3 protein-coding genes are annotated in these 26,005 nt (G+C 75.6%); all 3 read right to left on the bottom strand.

What is annotated here, in order from left to right; translation table 11 throughout:
* Nucleotides 1–833: 833 nt before the first annotated feature.
* A complete protein-coding gene (locus ACFXGN_RS02525) occupies nt 834–1,652 on the bottom strand; it encodes a type VII secretion system-associated protein (protein ID WP_384852332.1) in 819 nt (272 codons plus the stop codon).
* A gap of 418 nt (nt 1,653–2,070) precedes the next feature.
* A complete protein-coding gene (locus ACFXGN_RS02520; protein WP_384852330.1) occupies nt 2,071–25,629 on the bottom strand; it encodes a lonely Cys domain-containing protein in 23,559 nt (7,852 codons plus the stop codon).
* A complete protein-coding gene (locus tag ACFXGN_RS02515; protein ID WP_384852327.1) occupies nt 25,630–25,995 on the bottom strand; it encodes a hypothetical protein in 366 nt (121 codons plus the stop codon). It abuts the gene before it with no gap.
* Nucleotides 25,996–26,005: the final 10 nt, after the last annotated feature.

The following is a 26,005-nucleotide window of genomic DNA, read 5'->3' as shown; positions in this document are numbered from 1 at the left end:
CCGCGCTCCGGCTCGGCCGCGTACGGCGAACGCGCCAGCAGTCCCGCCGGGATCTGGTGGATCACACAGCCGCTGTCCGTGCGCCCGGGGACCCTTTCGACCCCTTCCTGCCAGGCGGGGGACGGCTGGCGGGTGCCCAGGGCCACCGGCCGCACCCCGGGCGAGAAGCTCCACCAGCCACGGACGCGGGGCGGGTCGGGGCGGACGAAGAGGGAGCCGCCGGGAACGATCTGGACCTCGCCGTCGGGAGCGATGACCTCCATCTCCCAGGCGTCGGCCACGCGCCGTGCCACGGAAGGCCGTTGGGGCCGTTCGTCCCCCACGCCGGACATCACGAGCCGGACGGTGCGCGTTCCCGCTTCACGGAGGGTGTCGAGCAAGGTGCTGAAAGACCGCCAGAACTCCTGCTCCGAGGCGCCGTTCGGTCCCGTCGTGCCGGTGACGACGGTGGTGACGCCCGGTTCCGCGCCGAGCAGATCGGCCAGTTCACGCGTGGTGGTCCCGCCGATCGTGACGTCGTGCGCGGCGCGGAGCAGGACCAGCGTGCCGTACTCCTCAACGAGTGGTGCCCGGCCGGATTCCGGGGCGGCGACACCGCTCTCCTCCGGCGGGGGGACGGACGCGCGGGTCCGTCCGGACTCCCGCCCCGCCCTCGCCCGGCCGCCGAACCACCACGCCCGGTCACCGCCGGAACGGCTCACGTCGCCTCTCCTTCCCTCTCGACTCGACCCGACGGGTGCGGCACACCCGCTCGGGTTCCCTGTCCGCCACACGGTCTACTTCCGGCTTCCCTCGGGGAGCGAAGCGACCTTCCACACCAGGGGACTTGGGCCTTACGGAGCACTGTGCGCGGTCATCTCGCGGGGTCGTGCCGACGGCGGCGGCACAGGGGCGTCCCCTGCCCGTTCCCCGTCCTCGCCCGCGCCCCCGAACCCGGCCCCGTCTTCGGGGTGTTCGACCGCTGCGGCCATGACGTCGGCCAGTCCGTCGGTGGTCATCACCATGCTGACCGGGGCGGAACTGTTGATGCTCAGGCTGTGGCCCTCGGGCAGCCGTTCCAGCAGTTCGGGGACCCGTACCCGCTCGAATCCCAGGCGTCCGGCCGCGTGCAGGTACGCGGGCGAGGTGTAGACCGGGACGACCGCGGTGCCGTCGGGCGCCGAGGCGCTGACCGGTTCGCCGTTCGCCGTGACCAGGACCGCCACCTCGGCCCGCGCCAGAGCGGCGGCGACGTCCTCCGCCGGGCCGTAGCCGGTGGTGGCGAGCTGGATGGCGGCGTCCACGTCGTCCTCGGGTTCGGGCCATCCGAGGGCTTCCGGGGAGGGCCGGTAGGTCGCGTTGTCCCGCCATTCGACGATCGCGCCGCCGCCGTCGGAGCGCCACTGGCCCACGACGGCCCAGTCCGGCGGCGAGCCCTCGCCCTGCCAGGCGGGGTCGGTCAGGTAGAGCCAGTGGTCCGGTGAGAGCCTGGCGGCCCTGATGAACTCCTCCGGCGGCTGCGGGATGCCGTCGCCCACGGACGGGACGGTGGCCGTCCCGTCCGTTCCGGCCGGAGCGGATCCGGCGGAGACGTACGCTCCGGTGTCCGGCGCCCCGGCCGACAGCTCGCCCGTACCGGCGGGAGAGGGCACGGGGGCTCCGTCGTCGCTCATGATGTCCTCGCTCACTGGGCCGACTGGTGTCACTGCGGGGCGCGTTCGGCATGGCCGGTGTCGCGGTCCCGGACGTCCGGCACCCCCCACCGGCCGATGCTTCCCGACCGGCCGGTGCTTCCCGACCGTGAAGGTGCGGGCGGCCCGAGTCCGTACGCCGACCAGGCCAACTCCCGTGACGTGGGGCGCCGATCCGGCACATCGGGGAGAGCGGGCAGATCGGGGAGCCACATCATCACACGTGGGGGTACCGCAACGCCCCTCACCTGAGCTGTTCTTGAGGTAGAGCCGACCGGGTGGACGGATGGTCTCCGCGCGGACCGGTGCGCCCTCGGCGGCTCCGTCCGGCCAGGGACGTCCGCGCGGAGGAAGTGCCCCGCGTGAAGAAAGCGCCCCGCGCGAGGGCTCGGGCCCGCACTCACCGAAGGTTCCCTTCCTGGAACGTCGTTGCGCGCAGCTCGGCGATCCTTCTGGCCTCCGCCGCCCTGTCCGCGACCGCGATCGTGCCCATGTGTTCCGCCAGCCCCTCCGGTGTCTGCGTTCTCAGGAGGAACTCCACTAGTTCCTCCCGCCCGACGAGACGCGCTTCCGCCTCGCTGTCCTCGGGCGGTGCCGTGCCGGTCGGCCGTCCGTCGGGCACCACGGCCCCTGCCAGGTACCGGTCGCCGTCCCGCACCAGCAGGACGGGGGGTCCGGCCTCGACGCCGTACTCGGTCATCGTTCCGTCCGCCCCGATGAGAGTGACGGAAACACCGAACTCCCTTGCCAGGGTGGCGAGAACAACCGCATCCACCGCCTGTGCGGCGGGTTCCGGAACGGATGCGTGTCGCACGGAGGCGGCCAGCAGGGTGAACCGCTGGAGCGGGGCGAGGGCACGGTGCGGCAGGGTGCCGCCGCGCATCACGGCCTCCGCCTCCTGGCCGCCCTCCAGGGTGACACCGGCCGTACGCAGCGTGGCCACGTCGATCTCACGGCCGTCGTCCGGGCGCCACGCCTCGGCGGCGTCCGGCAGGTCCTCCGGGGTCGCCCGCCGGAGGGCCCATCCACGCAACTCATCGGCGGCAAGCGGCAATCGAGCCCCGGAGGCGCGCAGGGCGTGAGCCAGGGCCCCGGCGAGGCCGTCGGGGGACGTTTCGACGGCGTTCAGCGCGAAGGGAGTTCCCCGCAGCCGGGCGGTCGCCGGGCCGGTGCGTTCATAGGGGCGGTGGTCACCGCGACCGGGCTCCTGGTCCGCTCCACCGTCGTGAGCCGTACGGCGATCAGCCTGGTCGTCGTGTGTCGGAGGCCGGACGCCCCGGGCGTCACCAGCCGCATCCCGGCCCTCCCTTTCCTCATGGGCCGCCGCCCCGCCCGCGCCGTTGTCGTGGACCGTCTCCCCGCCCGCCGGAGCAGCCTGCTCGGTCCCGACGAACGTGGGCGCGGCGGGGAGCGGAACGGGGGCGCTTCCGGCCGGGGCGACCGGGACGCCCGTTCCGGGCACGGTCATGGCGGCGGACAGCGGCGCGTATCCGGCGGGCGCCGGGCGGACGTCCTCCACCCGGACGAGCCCGAAATCGGCGGCGCTCAGCGGGTTTCCGTCGGCGTCCGGTTCCAGGGCGACGGTGACGCGCCCCGTCCCCGGGTCGGTGTGGAGCGTCGGCGTGCCGTACGCGGCCCACATCGGACGGCCCGTCAGCAGGGCGCCACGGCCCGGCAGGCTGTCCACGGCCGGGGTTCCGGGGCGGGGCCGGGAGCCGGGGACCAGGAGGACGCCGGGGTCGGCCAGCGGCAGGTTGCCCGTCCCCGCGTCCCGGTGGAGCAGCTCGGCGATCTCGTCGTGCGGCGCCGCGAGCCCGCGCATGTCGACGCTGCCGGGGTCACGGCGGGCCGCCCGGTACAGCCAGGGCTGTGCGGAGGCGGAGCCTGTGGTGCCCCCGGCGTGCCAGGGCGCGGGCACGGTGGAGTCCGCCACGAGCGTCCCGTCGGGTGCCCGCCGCAGCAGGGTCAGCCGCGTCGGGTCGAAGTCGACGGTCCCGGCCGGACGTCCGGTGTGGTCCCGGCCGATGACCGCGCCGTCCGGGCGGCGGATCAGCGTGGTGTCGGCGAACGCCCCGCTCGCCTCGAGGAACGCCTCGCCGAGCTCCCTCGGCTGGAGGGGGTCGCGTCCGGCGGCGGTCGTCATGCGGACGAACTGGAGGAAGGCGTTGCGGTATTGGGGGTCGGGGGCGTTCACGTGGAGGACCTGGGCCGCGACCCGGTCCACCTCGTCGTCCCCGCCCCTGGCCCGGAGGGTGCGGACGGTCTCCCCCGTCCTGATGTCGGCCCACAGCAGCCGGGACCGTTCGGCGGGGCCCACCGGGGCGGTCGTCGGCAGCCGCAGGACCTGGGCGGCGAGGGCGTCCGTCTCGGGGCGGCCCATGAGTCTGCGTACGGCGTCGGTGACGATCGGGACGGGGACGTGGGCGGAGAGCGGGGTGTCCGGGTCCCGCGCGAGCCGGTCGGCGGCCCGGGCCAGCACCCTCGCCCTGGCCTCCCGGTCGAGCGGGGTGCCCGGTGTGTGGCGCTCGTGGTCGGCCGCCGCGACACGGTCGAAGAGGTCCAGGGTGAACAGCGGGAGCCGTTCGAGCGCGGGGTCGGCGCGCGCCATCAGTTCCAGCGCCCCGGCGCCCCGCAGCAGGTCCGCGTGGACGTCCGTCCGCCACTCGGTCTCGGCGCCGAACAGCAGGCGCACCAGCCGGACCAGCCGGAGGGTCCGTTCGCGGACGTCGTCCGGGGCGGGGCCGGGGCCGTCGTGCAGTCCGGCCGTACGGGCGCGCTCGTCCAGTTCGGCGCCCCTCGGCTCGGGCAGGACCCGCTCCAGGCCGTACTCGCCGCCCCGTACGTCGTTGTCGACGGCGATGTACTCGCCCCGGGGGCCGAAGGTGCCCGCGAGCAGCTGGCGCCGGGCCGCGTACACCACGACGCGCTCGTCGTCGGCGTACCGCTGGGCCTCGTGGTCGACGGCCAGTGGGTCGGGGACGTACGGGGCGGGGCCGTAGGGGCCGGTGAACGCGCTCCCCTCGGCCTGACCGCCGAAGCAGACGATCTTCACCAGCCGCTTCTTGCCCCGGGTGCTCGGGCGCCTCGCCAGGGCTCCGGAGGAGCGCGCTCCGCTGGTGGAGACGCTCTTCCCGTCGGTCAAGGTCCATCCGGACCGGCCCGGCAGCCCGTGCTTGGCCTCGAAGTACACGTCGGTACCCGGCCCGTCCTCCCGCCAGGCCAGTTCGACCGGCGCGCTGAAGGTCCCGGTCGCGTGGTCGTAGTGCACGAGGTGGGTCGCCCGCGCCAGGGTCACCGCCATCACGGCCCTGCGGCGCAGTACCGCGGGGGTCTCGGTCAGCGGTACGGAGATGTGCCCGGTGGAGCGGTGGTCGCGGCCGATGACGGGCAGCGAGATCACCTGGTGCTCCCAGTCCTCGGCGCCCGGCGCGGGCGCGGGCGGCAGTGCGGGATCGCTGAGCAGCCAGCCGCCGACGATGCCGAGCCCGGGTGACACGTCGAGACCGGCGCCCGTCCAGCCGGGCCTGCCCGGCAGGGGGCCGAGGGCGACGCCTCCGCTGGGGGACCAGACGTCCCGGCCGAGCGCGACGGCGGTGCCGCGCGGCAGCAGGGTGCTGCCGACCGCCGCGTACGAGGTCAGCATCAGGAGCGGTACGTCACCGGGGAGGCCGTTCAACACCTGGTCGAGGCTGAGGAGTTCGACCACGATCTCCTTCACGGCCCGGCACTCGAATCCGCCCGCGCCCCGGACGACGACGGTGCTGTCGTCCCCGTCGGCCACCAGCGCGTAGGGGGTCGCCCCGCCCTTCCAGGGGGCGGGCTCGGGCGCCCCGAGGACGAACGTGCCGTCCGGCTGCCGGACGCCGTCGTGAACGGTGTCCAGGTCGAGGGGCGTGGTCAGCGGCTGGGCCGTCCAGTTGATGCCGCTCACCCCGTTCGGGGTGGTGAAGCGGACACCGGGGCCCAGTGTGCCCCGCCGCTGGAGGAGGAGGGCGGCGAGTCGGGTGAGGCGGGTGACGCCCGCCGTGTTCGGGTCCGCCGCCAGCCGGACCAGCTCGATGTGCTCGCGGGCGGTGACGGGCGCCTCCCGGCCCAGGCCGAAGACGTACCGCGCGAGCACGTCCAGGTCCAGCGGGCCACCGCGCAGGGCGGGCACCCCGGTACGCAGCGCGTTGAGGCGCCGCAGCGCGTCCCGCGCGCCGGGCACCTCCCGCTGCCCGAACAGCGAGGCCGTGATCGTGTCGTAGTGCGTCTCCGGGTCGTACGGGGAGGGGGGTACGGCGGGGCCACCGGGAGCGGTGCGAGCGGCGTCGGCGAAGGTCGCGGGGGTGTCGGTCGCGGGGGCGGTGGGCGGGGGTGCGTCGACGTCCCCGCCCGCACCCGCCGCCCCTGCACGCGCGTGCGTGCCCGTGCCTGTGCTCGTGTTCGTACCCGCGCCTGTGCTCGTGTTCGGGTTCGGGTTCGTCACGGGGACGGTGAACACTCCTGCGGCGCGTGGGGTACGGGATGTTTCCGTGCGGGTGGTGAGGGCGGAGGGCGCGCCCTGACCGACCGGTGGGGCGGGCGGCGGCAGGGAGTCGGAGCTATCCGTTTCCAGTGGCGCGGCGGAGACCCCGCCCGGTCCCGCCAGCGGGACGGGAACCTCGCCCGCGCCCGTGAGGGGAGCCGGAGTCTCGTCCCTGTCCGTCAGCGGGGCCGGAGTCTCATGCTCGCCCGCCAGCGGGGCCGGAGCCTCGTCCCCGTCCGTCAGCGAGGCGGGAGCCTCGTGCTCGCCCGTCGACGGGACGGACTCCTCACCCCCGTCCGTCGGCGTGGCGGAGGGCTTCTCGCCGTCCGTCCGTGCGGCAGCGGTCCCGTCCACGTCCGGCCGGGACACGGGAGTCATGTCCGTGTCCACGGGCGGGAGCGGAGCCGTATCCCCGTCCGCCCGCCGCCGGGTGATCCGCCGCTCGGTGGCCGGAGGGAGCTCGGCCGGGGGAAGCGTGGCCGGAGGGAGCGTGGCCGGTGTCGTCGCGGTCGGGGTGGTGGGCGCGGACGGGTCCGCCCCGGTCCACCGGGGGTGCAGTCCCCGCTCCTGTCGCAGGGCGTCGGCCCGCCGTAGGGCCGCGTGGGTGTCGTGGCCGTCGGAGAGCAGCAGTGCGGCGACCTCGCGGACCGCCGTACGGAACTCCTCGGTGGCGTACCGGTGGTCACCACGGGCGGTGTCCGTTCCGGTCGGCAGTACGAGGAAGGCGGCGAGGTCCCAGGCCCGTTCGGCCTCCGCCGTACCGACCGGGCGGGTCGGGAGGATCGGGCCGACCGGGCGAGTGCCGTCCCTCGGAGCCGTACCGTGCCACGGAGCCTCCGCGTCCGTTCCGGCGGTACCGCCCGGCGGTGCCGTCGCTTCCCGTCCGGCCGTACGGTCCTGCGGCGTCTGGTCGCCCCGTGGCGCCGTGACGCCCTGCCGCGTCCCGTCGCCCTGCCGTTCCGTGCCGTGCCGCCGTGCCCCGTCGTCCCGGCGTGCCGTGCCGTCGCCCGGTGTGAAGTCCGCCGCGAACGCCTCGAACGCGGACCCCCACAGTCGTCGGGCCACCGCGACCGCGACCGCCTCGATCCCGTCCGGCCCGGGGCCGGACCGGGACAGCAGCAGCCGTACCCGCGCCAGCGGGGTCAGGCGGTGCGCCGGGAGGACGCCGCCGCCCAGCACGGCCTCCAGCTCCTGCCCCTGGTCCAGTCCGATGCCCGCGTCGCGCAACTCGGCCGTTCCCACAGTCGCGTCGGGGGCGAACCAGGGCACGTCCGAGGGCAGATCGGCCTCCGTCACCAGCCGTGCGAGCCACGACCGCCGGTCGACGTCCAAGGCCGGTGCGGGGGACCCGGCAACCGTACGGGGTACGCGCGCGGCCAGCTCGGCGAGCGGAACGCCCGAGGCGTACAACAGGGCCGTGGCCTCCTCAAGCCGCCGCACGGCAGCGTGCGTGTCCGGTACGGCGTCCGTGTCCGGTACGGCGTCCGTGCCGGGCTCCTCGGCCCGAACGGCCCCGTCGACCCGCTCCACGGCCCGGGTGTGCGCCTCCCAGGCGCGCGCGAGCGCCTCGGCGTCCCGGTCAGGCAGGACCGCCGGGTCCTCGTCGGGGTCGCGCACCACGGCGACCGTCGACCCGGCGGGGGTGAGAAGGGGCGGCCGGACGAGACCTCGCCGGAACGCCGACTCCGGAAGCCCGGGACCGGCGGGCGCCGGGCTCAGGGTGCCCGGAGCGCCGTACCGCGAGCTGAAGGCCGAACTCGCCGACTCCCAGGTCTCGTTCCGCTGCTCACCGAACCCACCGGGTCGCGTTCCGGGGGAGAAGGAGACGTAGGAGATCGCCCCCGCGCGCGGCCCGGAACCGGCCGTTCGGCGGCTCCCCTCACCCTCCTGGTCGATGTCCGGATCGACCGATACGGAGCCGGTCACCCCGCCGTCCTTCGTCGTGACGAGATGGAGGTCGGCGTCCCGCTCCCACTCCCCCGGCGCGGTGGGCGGCACGGCGGCGACCGCGCCCGGGGCGGGAGGAGCCGTGGCGCGGGCGGCCCGGGAGGCCACGGCAGCGGGAGAGACGGCGGCATCCCCGACTCGACCGACCGGGGGTTCCGCCGGGACGGGCCGGGGCTCCGCCCGTCCCACCTGGGGCTCCGCCTGGACCACCTGGGGCTCCGCCCGTACCGCCAGAGACTCCGCCCGGGGCGCGGCGACGGCCGGGGACGGCGGGACCGGGACGAACCGGGGGCGGGCGTCACCGCCGTCGTAGTGCTCCGTCCCTCCCGCCTCCGCGCCCGGCACCATCGCACCGCGGAACAGTTCGATCTCCCAGGCGGCGCCCTGCGGACCGATGCCCCGGAGCAGCCCCCGCTGTTCCGTCCGGCCGTCCGGGCGGTAGCGGGACCAGGCGATGTCCGTCCGGACGCCGAGGGCGTGGGCCAGCAGGTGCGGGAAGACATCGCCGACGTCGGAGTTCCACCGGTTGCTCCAGTCCAGGACCGCGGACCGCAGGACGTCCAGTTCCGACCGGGTCAGCGGGGTGTGCCTGAGGACCAGGTCCCGCAGCTCACCGATGAACTGCCCCTGCCCGCCGAACCCTTCGGGGTCCGGCACGGGCACTCCGAGGCCGGTCAGCCGGGTCACCAGCTCCGCAGCTCCCAGGGTGGCGACGGTCGCGGCCGGTCCTCCGGGCACGGAGACGCGGTACTGGACGACGATCTCCACGGGCAGCCGTCCCCCGCTGGACGTCAGGTACTCCGCGACGAACTGCCGTAGGGCGTGCAGGACATGGAGATCGGCCGGTCCTGACGTACCGGCGGCCAGGTCCGTACGGACCGCGTCGGTGTCGGAGAGCCAGGCGTGCGCGGCCCGGTCGGCGGCGGAGCGGTTCCGCCGGGCGAGACCGAACAGGCGGTCCCGTACCAGCCTCGGGGCGCTCGCCACGAACGCGTGCGGGAGGCAGTCGCCGTCCCGCGCGACCGGCAGCGCCCGCCCCCGGGCCCAGCCCGGAGTGGTGCCCGCCGGGGCCGTCATGACCGGCGCCCCGGACGACACCTCCGCTGGCACCGTCGTCGGCTCGACGGGCCGGGCGGCACGGTCGCCGGGCTCCGTCCGGAGGGGCGGTTCCGTGGGCGGTGCGGGCATAGGCGCGGGCATAGGCACGGGCATCGGCGCGGTGCTCGCGGCCTGAGGCTTTCCGGCCTCGGCCGCCGTCCCGACCGGGGCCGCGACGGGCGCCGCCGTCGCCCCCGTCGTCACCCCCGCCGTCGCCCCGGCGGGGGTCACCACCGGTACCGACCCGGGCGCCGACCCGGCCGGAGCAGCCCCGCTCACCGTCGTTCCGCTCGGGACCGCATCGGTCACCGCCACATCGATCACCGCCGTACGGGTCACCGCCGTACCGGTCACCGCCGTACGGGTCCCGCTCGGCACGTCCGGGGACTCGGGCGCCCCGGGCACCTCAGGTGCCCCGGACAGCCCCGCCCCCTCCGGCATCGCACCCGGCCCCATCCGTCGCAGCCTCTTCGCGATCCGGTCGGCGCCGGTCGGGCGGGCCGGGCGCTCGGTCCCCGTACGGACGCGGGCACGCGGGCCGTCCGTGAGCGAGCGGGAGGAACGGCCGGCGTCCGGTCGCACGGTGAGGAAGTCCGCGGCGGTACGGCGGTGGCCGTGGGCGTCAGGGGCGAGGGCCACGGTGGTCCGGCCGTCCGTGCCGGTGAAGAGCCCCGCCCTGCCGTACGCGGTGTGCGCCGCGACCCCGGTGGCGCGGACCACCGCGCCCAGGATTCCCTCGACGGCCGGTGCTGCCGTGGCCCGGTCGGTGTCCGGAAGCAGCAGGACGATGTCGCTGCCGGGCGGGCGCTCCGGGTCGTCGCGCAACAGGAGCGCGATGTCCTCCGCCGGGATCCGGCCGGACAACAGCCCCTCGCCCAGCGGTCCGACGAGGCTGACCCCCCAGGCGGGAGGACCGTCGGGGCGGTGCCAGGGCGCCGTGTCGACGGCCTCGGAGCCGAACGCCCCGCCGGGCCCGAGCCCGACCGGTGTGACTTCGCCCGGGTCGGGATCGGGATCGGGATCGGGAACGCCGAGGGGCCGGTCGAGGTCCCGCCCGACCGGTGTGCCGTCGCCGCGCCGGACGAGCCGGTCCGGGGCGAGCGGGCCCCCGTTCGCCAGGTGGAAGGCGCCGAGCGCCGCGGCCCGGTCCAGTTCCACCCCGACGGTCGCCGCCAGGTCCACCAGGCGCGCGAGGTCCGGGCGCCGGGCCGGGTCGGCGGCGGGCAGGTGCAGGACGCGGGCGGCGAAGGCGTCCACGTCGTGGCCGACGTCCCGCACGGCCGCCACGCCGCGCCGGTCGAGGACGAACCCTGCGAGGGCCGCCAGGCTGGGCACGACGGCCGTCTCCGGGGCCCGCGCGGCGCCCAGCAGTTCGGCGCGGTGGGCCTCGGTGACGATCGCGTCGGGCGCGAGGAGCAGGACGTGACGGGCGAGCCGGTCGAGGTCCAGGGGGCCGTCCGCGAGCGCGGGTACGGCCGTCCGGAGGGCGTCGAGGTGCGTCAGGACGTCCGGCAGGGGCGTCTGCCCCGCGGCCGTGTCCTCCCCCGGGCCGGACGGGGGCCGGGTCACCGGGCCGGGCCGGGGCCGGGGGTGCCGCTTCGGCGGCAGGAGCCGGTTGACGGGCGCGGGGCGGCCCTCCGGGCGTGGCAGGGGCTTGGGCGCTCCCTTGCCGCCGGGCGGTCCGGCCGGTTCCACCACGGTCGCGGGCGGCAGCGGGGGCGTGGTGTGGGCGGTCCAGGGGCCGCGCGGGTTGCGGGGGGCGCGGGGCACCGCCGCGAGGAAGTCGCCGCCACGCTCGTACAGGGCGATGTCCCGGCTGCCGTCGGCGGACGCGGTGCCGAAGGTGTCCAGGGTGCCGTTCTCGTGCACCAACGTCAGGTGCAGGCCCATGCCCTCCGCGACCAGGGCGGCGGCGAGCAGCGCCGTCTCCTTGTTCCAGCGGCGCCCGGCCCGCAGATGGGCGCGGATCAGCCCTTCGCGCACGGGCGCGGCCAGCGGAGGGAGGGACGCGGGCAGTCGGCCGCCCCCGCGCTCCAAGTCCCGGCGCGGCCCGTCCGCCAGGGGGCGCGGCAGCCCGGCGGCGTACAGCTCCTCCTCGGTGAAGACGGCCCGTGGGTCGAGCCGGGCCCCCGCCGGAAGCCGTGCGGTGTCCAGTACTCGGGCCAGTTCGGCGGCCACGCCGGATCCGGTCCCTCCTGCCGGGCTCGTGTCCCTATCCCGGTCCGTGCCCGTGCCCCGGTCCGTCCTCGCGCCCGGGCTCGTATCCGTGCCCCTGCCCGTGTCCACGCTCAGTGCGAGGGCGACGGCGGCGTGGAATCCGTTGCCGCCGCTGGTCCCGGGCTCCCTCAGGTCGAGGACGAAGCCGTCGGGGTCGGTGAGCGTGCGCGGATCGGACGCGGCGTCGAACCGGGGCCCGTCCGTGTCGTCCAGACCGTCCCAGGTCCAGGGGCGGGTGAGGTGTGCCGTCAGGAGGGAGTCGTCCACGGGGACCGGGGGCTTCGGCGGAGGCGGGGGGCCCTCGGCCACGGCCTCCGCCCCGACGGCCCGGAAGCGCCGCTCGGCCAGACGGAGGACGACGCGCGCGGCGGTGTCGGACAGGGGGGTGCCCGGATCGGGCGCGAAGTCCTGGTGTATGCCGTCCTCTTGGACGATCCGTACGCCGATCCCGTACCGCCGGGCCGCGAGCGCGGGCAGTACGTCGGCGGCGGCGTGGTCCCAGCCGGTGCCGTCCGCCGCGTCGGCCGGGCGCCTCAACTGGGCGGCGGCGAGCCCCCGGCGCTGGGCGGGGCTCAGGGACCGGTGGCGGCGGTCGGGCATCGGGGCACCCGTCGAGTGCGGGACGACTCCGAGGGCGTCGAACTCCCGGCGCTGCGGGGTGTCGACACCCAGGTCGAGGGCGGCGGAGGCCAGCTCGGCGGAGGCGAAGGTGTCCGTCTCGTCGGGAGAGAAGTACTCCAGCAAAGGCGAATCGAGAGGGAGTTCCGCCACCATGTCGGCGAACTCGCCTCGCAGAACGGCGGGTTCCAGGTCCGTGCCGTCGGCGGCGGTGCGGGCGGCGGGCAGCGCCTCCTGGAGTGCCCGGAAGAAGGAGTTCCCGGCGGTGACGGAGCCCAGCCGGTGGGTGGTTCCCTCCGGGGACCGCAGCGCGGGCGCGCCGTCGTCGAGGGCGGTGACGAGGGTGTGGCGCGGCAAATCGGCGGGGCTCGCGGGGGGCTCCAGCGATGCGGTGTCCCCGTCACCACCCCGGGGCGACGACGTGTCCGACCTGACCGTGTCCGACCTGACCGTGTCCGACTGGACGGTGTCCGACTCGGCCATGCCTGACTCGGCCATGCCTGACTCGGCCATGCCTGACTTGGCGGTGCCCGACTCGATGGTGTCCGACTGGACGGCATCCGTCCCCGGGAGGTCGGTCTCGGCGATGTCGGCGCCGGGAGCGTCTCCTTCGTCCTCCTCCCTGATCACGGCCAGCGCGCGCGGCGGTGCCGGTTTCGGGTCGGTCAGGGTGGGCTCGAACAGTCCGCCCCGGGTCGGGGCGGTGGCCTCGGCGCCGTTCGGCGGGTCCTCGGGCAGCCGGTACCAGTGGGTCAGCCGGTCGGTGCGGGCCCGGAGGTCGTGGAGGGCGTCCGCCGCGGCCTCGGCCTTCCGCCGCTGGGCCGCCACCTTCTCCAGGAGTTCTTCCAGGGCGGTTCGTGCCTTCCGGTGTGTCTGGGCGGCGGCCTCCGCCGCCTCGCGCGCGACCGCCACGGCCTCCAGTGCCGCCGCCGTCCGGCGGTCGAAGGCGCTCCGTGCCGCCGTCTCCGCCCGGTCCCGCTCCCGGCGGCGGACGGCGTCGACCCGGGTGTCCGCCTCGGCCACCGCGCGCCGGGCGGACTCGACCCGTGCCTCGTGGGCGTCCCGGTGCGGCGCCGGGGCGTCCTGCGCCAGGGGTTCGGCCGGGGCGTCCCGCAGGTCCCGGCGCGTCCGGGCGGCGAGGTCGACGGCGGACCCGAGCGGGCCGCCCACGGGTTCCCGGAGGTCGGTGGGACCGGGTACGGCGCGGGCGGCGGCGGACGCCGTGTCGAACTCCGCGCGGGCGGAAGCCCGTTCGGCCCCCGCCGTCCTCTCCGCGCCCTGAAGGGCCCGGTCGGCGACGGCCGAGGCCACCCGGGCGGCCTCGGCCGTCGCGTGCCGGTCGGGCAGGTCGCGGCGGAGCTCCCAGTAGGCGGCGTCCTCGTCGGCCCAGGTGTTCGCCGCGTCCTTGACCGCGTCCCAGGCTTCGGCGACCTTCGGGGGGAAGGACGCGGCGGTGACGAGGCCGAGTCCACGGGCCACGTCCTCACGGACCCAGGCCAGTACGAAGGTGCGCGTCCGGACGGCCTGCGGGCCGGGATCGGTGCCGCCGAAGGGGCCGAGGACGTGTTCGCGGACCCAGCGGCTCGACGGGAGGTCCTTGAACTGCCGGTGGACCTCGGCGACGCTCAGCCAGTCCGTGGGGACGGCGAACGCGAAGACCCGGCCGGTGCTGGGCTTGACGTAGACCTGGCGGGCCACGTCGTCGGCGATCACGCGCCCGTCGCTGTCGGCGGTGTCGGCTCCGGTGCCGGTGGCCCCCGGGTTCGCCGCGCCGACGCTGTCGGACTTGAGGGCGGGGGCGGCGCCGATCGCGGTGTTGTGGTCGCCTCCCTGGACGGCGGTCGCGTTGTCGCTCTGGGTGATCCTGGTGGAGGACTCCATCCGGGCGCCGTCGGCCACCGCGAGGAGCACCGCGCCCGTCAGGTCGGGCCGGGCGAAGAGGCGGAGGGCGCCCTCGGAGTGGTCCGAGAGGGCGTTCTCGACGAGGCCGCTGGTCTCGTACCCCGTACCGCTCACGGCCTGTTCGAAGAAGACGGTGAGCGCCCCCGGTCCGTGGGCGTCTTCGAGGACCTGGGCGGAGCCGGTGCCCTCGGCGGTCAGCGGGGTGATCCGGGCGGTGCGCAGGGCCCGGTGCAGGGCCTCGCCGGTCAGCGGGCCCGAGACTCCGGCCAGCCGGTTGTCGTAGGCCCTGCCGAGCGCGAGGGTGCTCGCCGCCAGGACGTTCTCCGCGCCGATGACGTTGCGGACGTGGAAGCCGCTGTCGGGCGGGGTGAAGGGGCCGTGGGTCCCGTCGGGCAGGGTGACGGAGCGCCAGGCGTCGAGACCGCCCGTGAGGCCGCCGCCGGGGTGCAGCGGGCTGTCGGTCCCGGTGAGGACGTCGACGGCGAGCGGCGGGGTGTCCGGCTCGGGCGGGGCCACGGGGGCGAGGGGGTCCGGCGCGGTGTCCGGGTGCGTCAGGCTGAGCGGGACGATCTCGCGCTGGCTTCCGACGTCGCCGCTCTCCTCGATCCGGCGGGCCCCCCGGCCCCAGCCCTCCTCGCCGCGTGTGCGGCCCAGTTCCATGGTGACGCGGAGCCGGTAGCGGGTGGTGTACTCGGCGTGCGGCTCGCTGGTGTACGTGGTCCAGACGCGGCCCCGGGACCAGGTGTCGGTGGCGGAGATGGTCTGCCGGTTGGAGCCGGTCTCGGCCAGGGACGGGCCCGCCATGGGCACCTCTGCGGCGCCGGTGTGGACGCCCTCGGTGATCGTCGTTCCGGCGTCGCTGCCCCGGCCGGTGAGGAAGGCGTCGCTGAAGGTCTCGGTCGCCCAGCGGTGGTCCTCCAGTTCGGTGCGCGGCCAGAGCCGTACGAACTCCGGCTCGCCCACGGGTTCGAGCTGGACGCGCACGCGGATGTCCCGGCCGCCGATCCGGACGCGTTTCCAGGCGAAGGAGCTGATCCGGGCCGTCACCGACGATCCCGTGCCGGACATCTCGCGGCGCAGCGCGCGGGTGACGCGGGCCGAGGTCAGGCGGCGGATCGCCTCCCGGCTGTCCTCGTCGAGGCCGAGCGCGTCGAGGTGCCGCTCGAAGTCCTCCACGACCGGGCCGGTGTCGAGGGAGTTCACCGGGTACGTGGCGAACGGGGCCGTACGGAACCAGCGGGGCTGGCGCCAGGGGCGGCGGTCGTAGAGGGGGCCGCCGCCCAGGCCGTCGCCCTCGATCAGGCGGAGCTGGTGGGCGATGCGCTCGGGGAGGTGTCCCAGCCAGCCGCCCCGGACGACCTGGCGTTCGCCGGCCCAGTCGTGCAGCCTGCGGACCACCTTGCCGAGCGGGGAGAGCAGGCCGGAGGAGCGGGTCTCGGCGGCCACCTCGTGCTCGGCGTCGCCCACGGCCAGCACCTGGTGGCCCTGGTCGACCCGGTTGATGTCGGAGGTGACGGTACGGACGACGGTGCCGCCGGTGCCCCGGCTGCGCCACCACGGCTGCCAGGTCGCCCCGTAGCCGCCGGTGACTCCGGGGCCGACCGGGTGGGAGTGGCCGTAGACGACGGTGAGTCCGGCGTGCTGGACGAAGGTCCTGCTCTGGCCGCCGGAGGCCTTGGTGGAGCCGCCGATGGTGAGTTCGGTCTCCATCGGCTGGGGCCGGGTCAGGGCCCTCAGGTCGGTGACCCGCATCCGGTGGACGACGGTGGCCAGCCAGTCGAGGTAGGGCCCCTTGCCGAAGAGTCCGGTGGTGCGCGACCCGGTGGCGGAGGCGTTCTGGTCGGCGTTGGCGGTGAGGAACTGCGGCTGTTCCGGGCGGACGGCGGCGTCGTGCGCGGGGGCGCCCTCGCGGGTCAGCTGCCACCTTCCGTGGGAGGCGCGCTCCAGGGCCCGGTCCACGATGCCCCGTTCGTCGCGGGGCTGTTTCGGGGCGAGTACGGACAGCGTCTGGTGGGGCAGTCCGTCGAGCGGTCCGGGGTCGCGGCCGTCCTCGGGGGACGCGTCGAGCAGCCGCCGGGCGTCGTGACGGCTCATCGGGGTGCGGCGGACGGGGTCCGGGTCCAGATAGGGGTTGTCGGCGCCGGGGGCGTGCGGGTCGGTGTCCGGGCAGTGGTCGGCGGGGACGCTGAGCAGCACCCGGCCCCGGACGGCCGGGACGTCGGCGTCGCCGCCGATGATGTCGCCACGGCCCTTGGGGCCCCGGACGAAGAAGTGGGTGCCGAGGAAGCCGAAGCTGACGAGACCGCGCAGGAGGCTGCGCGGACGCCAGTAGCCGCCGGTGCTCACGGTGAGGGACAGGTCGTACGTGTAGAGGTGGCCGGGCCGGGTACTGATCGCCATCGGGTCGAAGGTGGCGACGGAGCCGTAGCCGGATTCGTCGCGGGTCTGCCATCCGGCGGTGTATCCGGCCTGGCCGGTGAGGGCGTGGGCGGCGAAGCCGATGTCGTCGGTGGCGGTGTCCCGCAGCGCGGCGACGCCGACGATCCCCGCTTCGGCGCCCTGGACGGCGTGCCGGGTCTCGTCGAGGTGGGTGGCGCCGGGGGCGCTGTGGCGCAGGATGGTGTCGGTGGGCGACACATGGGCGCGGCCGGTGAGTTCGGCGTCGAGCCAGATGTAGTAGTGGCCCCGGGTGAAGCGGCCGGGGTCGATCAGACCGATGCGCAGGCCGGTGCGGCTCATCGCCTCCAGGTTCCCGGCCATGCTGTGGTGCGAGAGGGCGTGGACGACGGTCAGGGTGTTGTGCAGGACCATCTGGTAGTGGCCGTGGTTGCGCCAGCGCTTGTCGTCGGGGTCGCCCAGCTCGTCCAGGCGGGCGACCATGGTGGGGTAGCGGGTGGCGACGGCCGTCAGGACCTGGCGGGTGAAGGAGTCGAGCCGGTTGCGTTCGGCGAAGGTGACCTTCGGGCTGTCCTCGGCGGACGCGGTGGTCCGGTCCGGCGCGGGCAGGTCCTCGCGGTCGGTGCCCTCGGCGAACCTGTGGGTGTAGCGGCCGTCGGCGTGGAGGAACTGCACGGGCCGGGACATGCCGAGGGTCGGCGGGTGGTCGGCGAGGAGGTAGGCCGGGGCGAACGGTTCGGTGCTCCCGGGGACGATGTCGTCCGCCATCCCGGCCAGGCGGCGCGCCTCGGTGCGCGTCATCCGGTCCAGGCTCCAGGTGGTGAAGGGCGTCGGCCGGGCGTCGCCGGTCTTGCGGACCCAGACGGTCTTCTCGACCCGGTACAGGTCGGTGGTGACGTTCTTGGCCCTGCCGACGGAACGGACCGCCCCCGAGCCGCCGGTCATCGCCGAGCGGCCCCGGACGTGTCCGACGCGCCCGCTGAGGCCGAACTGGAGCCGGGGTCTGACCTGCGCCATCCAGCCGGAGATGAATCCGAAGGACGGCAGGGTGAAGGTGGGGCCGACGAAGAGGGTGAAGTCCTTGGAGAGCGCCTTGGTCTGCTTGCGGGTGTTCTGGAGCGTCAGGAAGGCGGACTCCCGCAGTTCCGCCTTGTCGGTCTCCGAGGCCAGTACGGCCCGGCCCGGGACGATCCGTTCGACGACGAAGGCACCGAGCGGGGTGTTCTTCCGGTCGTCCGCGAACAACGGCCTGCCGGGCACGGAGGACTTGGCGAGCCGCCCGGAGATCTGGTGGAAGTTCCGTGAGGAGAAGAAGCGGTCCAGTTCGCGGTGGGCGGAGGAGCCGGGTACGGCTCCGATCCGGGCGACCGCCCAGTCCCGGACGGGAGCGACGGGGCCGAAGTCCTCGGTGACGACGAGCCGGTAGTCGGAGCGGGGGCCGAGGTCCAGGGTCCGGGGGGTGCGGCCGGGGGTGGCCTGCCGGGTCACGGCCTCCGGCAGCCGGGCCAGCAGCCCGTGGCGCACGCCGAAGGCGAACTCCACCTCCGGGAGGCCCTCCCGGGCGGGCCGGGCGCGCCACCGGGTGCCGAGGGTCCCGGACACGGCGGGGCGCGGCGGCTCGACGTCGACGACGCGGATCTCGACGTGGGCGTCGTCCAGGTGCGGGTGGGAAGTGTCGTGCCCCCGGGTCTCCCCCACGTTGAGGACGCGGTCCTGGGTGGAGTAGGCGACCTCGCGGACCCGGCCGAGGCGCAGGCCCGCCCGGCCCCAGAGGGAGACGGGCCCCGGCTGCGGGCCCAGGGGCGCGGTGGGGGCGAACAGGCGGGTCTGGCCGACCGTCTTGGACGCGCCGACGGTGGCCTGGGAGCGGTAGTTGTTGTCGACCTTGGTCGGTGCGGCGCCGTCGGTGAATCTGGTCCACTGGCCGTGGTTGCGGACCGTGACGCGTATCTTGCGCGGTCGCCCCGACGCGGTGCGGTAGACGAACTCGCGGCCGTCCCCGGCGAAGGTCCGGGGGTGTTCCCGCATGGCCCGCCCGATGCGGAGGAGGACGGATTCGGCCGGGGCTCGGTGTGCGCGCCGACGCCGGGCGGGCGCCTCCGCCGGGGCGGTCCCGGGGCCGTGGGCGGTCAGTTCGGTGCCGAGGTGCTCCATGATCCGCTCGATGCCGCGCAGCCGTACGTCGCTCTGTCCGAAGGCCATCGGCAGGGGGTCGCCTGACGTGTCGCCGGGGAACGCGAGGAAGCCGTCGACGTAGCCGGGCAGCCGGCTGTCGTCGGTGAACACGCTGGGCCGGTGCGCCCGTGGCGGTGGCGGCATCCCGGCGTCCACGCGGGCGGGACGCCGTACGTCGAGTTCCTCGTCGATCCGTACTCCGGCGGGGCGCGGCCGGGGCGTCCGGCCGGGTACCGGGGTGTCGCCGGACGGGGAGGGCGGCTCGGGCGGCGGCGGGCCGGTGACGGGCGCGGTCTCCGGGCCGGTCGGAGGTACGCCGGGGAGCGGCGGGCGCCCACCGGGGGCCGGGGGCGCGGTGGTGTCCCGTACGGCGGGAAGTTCGGCGTCGCTCACCGGGGGCGCGGTGGAGGTGAGCCGCGCGGGTGCGTCGGCCTCCGTGGGCACGGCGGCGGTCCGTGCGGCGGGGGCGTCGGTCACCGGGGGCCCGGTGGGAGCGGGCCCCCGCGCGGGTACGTCGGCCACGGCGGGCACGGTGGCGACCCGTACGACGGAAGCGTCGGCGTCGCTCACCAGGGGCCCGGCGGGAATGTCCCCAGGAGCGGGGCTGGAGCCGACCACGCCCCGTGCGACCTCCGTGGCGGCGCTCTCGGCCTCCGGCGGAGCCGGATCACTCACGCGCCGCGAGGGAGGCGTCGAGGCCGGACTCGAAACGACAACGCCCGCACCCGGAGCGACGCCGGAGCCGACCACGCTCTGCCCGGCAGCCTCGGTGCCCCTGGCCTCCGGCGGAGCCGAAGTGGCCGGGGCGCTCGTGCCCCGGGTCGGGGGCGTCGGAGCGGCGGCCGTAGTGCGCGTAGCGTCGGCGGAGGTCGAGCCTGGAGCGACCCCGGGCGCGGGGGCCTCCGGCATCGCCGGGACCCGGATGGTAGCCGTGGTGCTCGCGGCGTCGGCAGAGGTCGAACCTGGAGCGACCCCGGGCGCGGGGACCTCCGGCATCGCCGGGACCCGGACGGCGGCCGTGGTGCTCGCAGAGTCGGCAGAGGTCGAACCTGGAGCGACCCCGGGCGCGGGGACCTCCGGCATCGTCGGGACCCGGACGGCAGCGGCGGTGACGGTGTTTCCGGGGCCGGGTTCGCCCGCGCGGGTCTCCGGCAGCGGGCGTACGGCCGGTGCCGAGGGGGCCCGGAAGGTGGCCGTCGCGCCCGGCTCGGTGGCCGACCGGTCGTTGCCGACCCGGCCCCGGACGGCCGACGAGATGTCGGCGGCGGCGATCCGGTCCTGCGGGTCCATGTCCCTCTGCAGGGTGGCCAGTTCCTCTTCCAGGCGTGCCAGGAACCAGTCGCGCGCCGCCTCGGCGCGGACGTGGCCGGTCCGCCGGGCCCGTACCGCGGGCCCGTCCCCGTATCCGGTGAACACGACCTCCGGCAGGGGCCGCCCCGTGTGCCGGGCGTCCAGCGCGGCCAGTGCCGTCCGGGACGCCAGCGCGCCGAGGTCCGCCCTGGCGGCCTCGGTCAGGTCGCCGGTCCCCGGCCTGAAGTGGAGGCCGGTCGTCCGGGGTCCGGGGCGGTCCGTGCCGCCCGGCCCCTGGGCGGGAGCGGCGTGCGCCGTGCCCCTGCCCGTACTGCTCCGGCTCCCCCGCCACGAGCGGAGCATCCGCGTCAGCGTGGCCTCGGTGACGGCCGGGGCGAGGCCGCGCGGCCGGGCGTACGCCGCGAGGGTCCGTTCGAGGTCGCTCCAGGTCAGGGCGGAGCCCCGGGCCCGTTCCCAGGCGCCGAAGCCCTCGATGAGCTCCTGGAACTCCGCCGCCCGGGCCGGGTCGGTGTCGATGCCGGGGCCGTGGGTCTCGCGCAGCGCCCACACCCACCGCTGGACCCGCTCGGACCGGTCGTCCGCGTCCCCCGGCAGACCCGCCGCGTCGGCCCAGGAGTTCAGCCGCTCCCACGCCGGGTCGGGGCGGAACTCGACGACCCGGCGCACCGGGTGGTCCGGGTCGTCGAACTTCACCAGGCGCGGCGGCATTCCCTCGTCCGCCGGGTGCACCGAGACCTCCGCGTCCAGCGCGAACACGGTCCGGCCGGTGCGGTTCGCGAGCACCTGCCCCGCGACGGCCCGCTCCAGCCGGTCCCGGCCCGGCTGGGGCATCGCGATCTCGCACCACACCACCCACACCGGGACGTCCGGGGGCAGCGACCGCAGATAGGGGTCCCGGGAGAGGAGGCGGCCGATCTCGTCCGGGGACACGACCTCGTTCGTCCCCAGGCTCCGTACCGGCAGGACGGCCCGCCCGTGGCTGCCGTGCCCGACCGCGACGTAGGCGCCGGAGAGGGACCGGGGCAGCGGCAGCGGCCCGCTCTCCCGTGCGGGCCGCACCCCTTCGACCCCGTCGTCGCGGTCCGTGTAGTGCGCGGCCTCCGACAGCTCCAGGAGACCGTCCTCCAGGAGCGCCGCGTGTCCTGGCTGAAGGAAGACCCGGACGGACAGCGACTGCCCGTCGACCGCGGGGATCATGTACGACTGGATGTCGTCGTCCGTGAACTCCCGCCCGTCCACGGCCCTCACCCGGCCCGGAGGGCCCTGGTCGGGGCGGCCCGGATCGTTCGGGAGCCAGGCGCCGACCGGTACCTGACCGGGTGCGTCGTTCGCCAGGACGAGCATCCGCTGCCCGCCGTCCGCGTCGACGGGCTGGAGCCGTACGTCCCCGCCGGTGGACCAGACCCGTACCCCCAGCCGGTCCGCGACCAGGCGTTCGAACGCCGTCGTGCCCACGCCGGTGGCGCCCCGCACTTCCAGGAGCACCGGGGCACCGGGCGGCCGGTCGGGGTCGTGCGCCAGCAGCTCCGCGAACTCCTCGCCGTCGACCAGGACCGCGTTCCCCCGGCCGTCCCGTACGACGAACAGACCGTCCGGGTCCGCCTCCGCGAGGACCACATGGACCGGGCCGCCGCTCCACGGGGCGGGAGCGACGTCCCAGCCGCCGTCCGCCGTCCGTCTGGCGGTGGTGTCGACGCGCAGCCCTTCGACGGGACGTTCCAGCCAGTTCCGTCCGGTGCCCGCACCGTCGGGGCCGGTCAGCACCGTCGTCGCGCCGAGCGCGCCCCCGCGTTCCAGCCCGTGGGCGCCGATCGCCGCGAGGCTCCCGGCCCGTGAGCGGCGGGCCGCGCTCGCCGCCAGCGACAGGAACTGGAACACCGTCCGGCCGTCGGCCGGGACGTCGTCGGGCAGGTGGAGCACCCGCCGGGTGATCCCCACCAGGTCCAGGGCGCCGGTCCCGAACCGCGCGTCCGTGGCGCGTGCCGCGTCCACCAGTGCCAGCGAGTTGACCATCTGGGGGAAGCTCGGGTCCGAGGCCGCGCCCGGCCCGAAGACGTCGTGGAGGATGCCCTCCAGGTACTCCCGGTGGTGGCCCGGACCGGCCGGTGGAGGGGGCAGGGCGAGGGCGTCCGGGGGCGTCGGGCGGGACGCCGGGGCCGGGTGCGGCGGGACCCGCGCCGGGGCGGCGGCGGGTGCCGGGTCGTCCTCGGGCACCGGGACCGGGTCGTGGGCGCGGGTCCGGTGGACGCCCTCGGCCCGGTCCCAGAAGGCCCGGACCCCGTCGAAGACCCAGTTCTCCTTGCGCGGCCCGGCGAGCTGGTTCACCGGCCGGGCCTTCTTGTCCGGCTCGGGCCTGTAGAGCCGCTCCAGGAGGGGCAGCAGCGTCTTCTCGTGCTGTCTCACCCAGGCGGAGCCGTTGTTGCGGCGCTGCCGGGTGTACCAGTCCCGGCCGCCGTTGGTGCCGAGGTAGACGTTGGTGAGCTGGGCGAAGTACTCGTACTCGTCGAGGGAGGAGTAGTTGGGCAGCTCGCGCCTGCCCGAGGGGTCGTACAGCGGGCCGTCCGGCCAGGCCGCCTTCCTCCCCTGGTCCGCCTTGGCCCGGTACGCGGCGAGGACGAGCCGCTTCTCCTCGGCGCTCAGCCCGTACTCGTGCAGGGTGTGGGCGAACTCGTGGGTCGTCGTGGAGTAGCCCTGCGCGTAGGCGCGGCGGTCGCTGCGTACGGACGTCACCTCGCCGAGCAGGTTCTCCTCGGTCACTCCCGCCGTGAGCCTCCCGGAGCCGCGCACCTCCTCCCACCGGCGGCCGTCGCGCGTCCGGGTTCCCGCCAGGTCGTCGAACCCGGCCAGGGTGGTGATCGCCTCGCCCTTCGGGACGACGGCCACGCGCGCGCCCGCCCGCAGGAGCCTCACCGCCGTGTCGGGGTCGCGCAGCATCCGTGCGACGAGCGGCACGACCTCGCGCCGCGCCGACAGGGGCTGGTCCACTCCGCGCGGGACCTCCAGCATCAACTGGGCCACCGTCTCGGAGAATTCCTCCGGGTCGAGCTCCCGCCGGAGCGCGGCCACCAGGCCGGTGTCGGACGCCAGGGCCTCGCGGTCCCCGGACGACAGGAGCGACAGCTCCCAGGCCCGCTCGCGGGGGGTCAGGTACGGCAGCCGGGCCGTCGGCTCCGCGACCGCCGGGGAGCCGGACCCGGGCCCGGCCGCTGCCCGGACCTCGGGAGGGTTCCCGGTGGCCGGGGCGGCTGCCCCGGTGCCGGACGGGCCCGCCGGGAGGCCGCCGAAGGCGGAGGCGGAGATGGAGGCGGAGGTGGTGACGGACGGGACCGGAGGGCCGGGGACGGTGACGTCGGTGGCCGGGGGCGCGGCGGCGGTGATCGTGGCCGGACCCGGGAGGCCGGAGGCCGTGACCGGCAGGCCGGGGGCCGTGACCGTCGAGTCCGGAAGCTCGCCCGACGTCGTCGCGGTCGGCACCGGGGCGATCGGCGTTCCGACGGCCGAGGCGACCCGGACCGGGGTCGGGTTGACGGGCCCCGGCTCCAGGGAAGCCCGGAGCGCGTCGGCGAGCGTGACGCCCGAGGGCGCGTCAGGACCGTGTGCCAGCAGGTGTTCGGCGACCTGCCGGACGGCGTCCCGCCGGGAGGCGTCGGCGTACCGGAAGTCCGCGAGGGCGGACCCCGGGGACGGCGGTACGACCAGGGCGACGGCCTTCTCCCAGGCCCGGTCCGCGTCGGCGGGGGTCGGCCGCCCCCCGGTGGGCGGGGGCGCCGCACCCTGGGGCGCGGCTCCGGGCGCCGGGGACGGAGCGGCGGCGCCGGTCGCCGGGGGCTGCTGCGGGGCCGTCACCGGACCCGCGCCCCCGGGCGCCACCGCGTCCCTGAAGTCCGTACGGGCCGCGTCCCACATCCGCAGCGAGGCGTGGGCCGCCACGGTGCCGAGCGCGGCGGGCCAGAGCTCCGGCTGCCGTGCCATCGACAGACGTATCTGGTCGACCGGGTCCAGGGCGGACAGCGGTACGGGGCCGCCCGCCGGGTGGCGGCGCGGGTCCGGCGTGACGCCCGCGTCGCGCAGGGCGTCCTCGCTGACGACGGCGTCCGGGCCGTACGGCCCGGCGAGGTCCTCCAGCGGGGTGTCCGGCAGGTCCTCGGGGGTGATCTGCCGGGCGATCCACTCGCGCTGGGCCGGGGTGCCCTGGGCCGTGCCGTTCAGGGGAGAGGAGTCGGGGAGCGCGGACGGGAGCGACTTGGGGACGCCGGAGGGGACGGACCCGGCGTCCGGAAGCGACCCCGTCGTGTCCCGTACGGATGCGCCTTCCCCGTCCGAGCCGAAGTCCAGGACCGACCCGAAGTCCAGGACCGATCCTGTGACCCCGACCGGTCCGATGTCTCCGGCCGACCCGATGTCCGAGACCGAGCCCGTGTCCCCCGTCCACCCGATGTCCGAGACCGACTCCGTGTCCGAGGCGTCGAAGACGCTCGGCGGCCGACCGGAGGTGTCCGATCCGTCGTACGGGTCCGTGGTCGTGCCCCTGGTCGGTCCGGGGCCGCCCCGGGTGACGGGCGTCGGCGACACGGGAGCGGGAGCCGGGGCCGGGGCCGCGCCCGGCGGCGGCGCGACGGGGACGGGCGGTGACGGCACGGGGGTGTGGCCCGCCGTGGGGACCGGCCGGACGGGCGCCGGGAGCGGCGCGGAGTCCGTCGGCCCGGGGTCCCGGCCGCCTCCGTGCGGATCGCCGGACCCCCGGCCGAGGCGTTCGTCCAGGAGTCGGGCGGAGTTCCGCTGGTACCTGGTGAAGAGGTTCCCGTCCGGGTAGAGCTTGAGGTGGGCGCCCTTGTACAGCTGCTCCAGCGGTTGGCCCATGAAGATCTGGGACACCCCGCTGAGACCGGCGCCCACGAGGGAGGTCCAGTCCCACTTGCCGAGGACGATCGCCGTGGCGATGGTCTCGCCGAAGCCCTCGGTGAAGAACGCGGCGGGCAGGTCGTACGCGGCGTTGTTCGCGTTGTGCCGGGTGAAGGGGCTGTTGAACCGGATCTCGAACTTTCCGAACACGTCCTTCTTGAGGTTGTTCTTGAAGGTGTTCGACAGAATGTTCTTGATCTTGTACGCCAGGGCGCCGAAGTGGCCGATGAAGAACCCGGCCAGACCGCCGACCGCCGCCGAGACCCCGACGTCCTTCCAGTTGATGCCGCCGGGCCTGAGCTCCGCCGGGTTGACGGTCATGGTGAGGAGCTGGGCGGCCAGGTTCTGGAGGGCCTCCTCGAACGCCTCGGACAGCGAGGGCAGGGTCTGGGTGTACCGCATGAGGCGGTCGACGACCATCAGGATCGCCAGCCTCGACCGCATCCGGGCGAGGATCATCTCTGAGACCGAGGCACCGCCGGTGAACACGGCGAGCGCTTCGAGGAGGGCCAGTTCGATGATCAGCCAGACGACTTCCAGGATGATCTCGAAGTGGGCCTGCTGGATCTGGACGGCCGTCCTGCCCCGGTCCTCGGCGAAGCGGTCGAGCTGGGTGATGAAGCGCTGGAGGACGTCACCGCCGTTGACGTGCACCAGTTGGGACAGGGACTGCTCGTACGCCTCGGCCACGTTCGGCGGGAGGTACTGCTTGCCCATCTGGAGGGATTCCAGGACGGACTGACGGAGTTCCCGGAGCCCGGCGGCCAGGTCGGTGAAGGTGGAACGGCTCTCCGCCGCCATGCCCGCCTTCGCCTGCACCGGCTTGGCGCCGAGCAGCACGAAGAGCATGTCGCTCACCGGCTCCGGATACTCGATGTCGAACATTCAGCGCTTCCCGTGGCCGCCGGTGTCGCCGCCGTCGCCGTTCGACCGGCCGTCGTGGATCCGCTCCTGGACGTCCCGCTGGACGTTCTGGATGCTGGTCAGGCTCTCCAGGACCGCCGCCCGCAGTCCGGTCAGGACTCCCCCGACGCCTCCGAGCACGCCTCTCACGGTCTCGTTCTGCTGGTCCTCCTGGAGCTTCAGCTGGTCGTGGAGATCGTCGTCCTCGCCCTTCCACGGTGCGTAGTTCCCCACCGCGCCGTCGAACCGCGCGAGCAGCTTCTTCGGCGTCTCCGCCGTGTCCTCGATGGCGAGGATCGTCTGCCGCAGCCCGACGGTGTCCGCCTGGTAGTTGCCGGTTCCGCTCATCGTCCGTCCT

The organism is Streptomyces sp. NPDC059247 (genome assembly GCF_042754005.1).
Lineage (GTDB): Bacteria > Actinomycetota > Actinomycetes > Streptomycetales > Streptomycetaceae > Streptomyces.
Note: the sequence above shows the minus strand (reverse complement) of the source record. Positions and strands in the feature narration are given on the sequence as shown.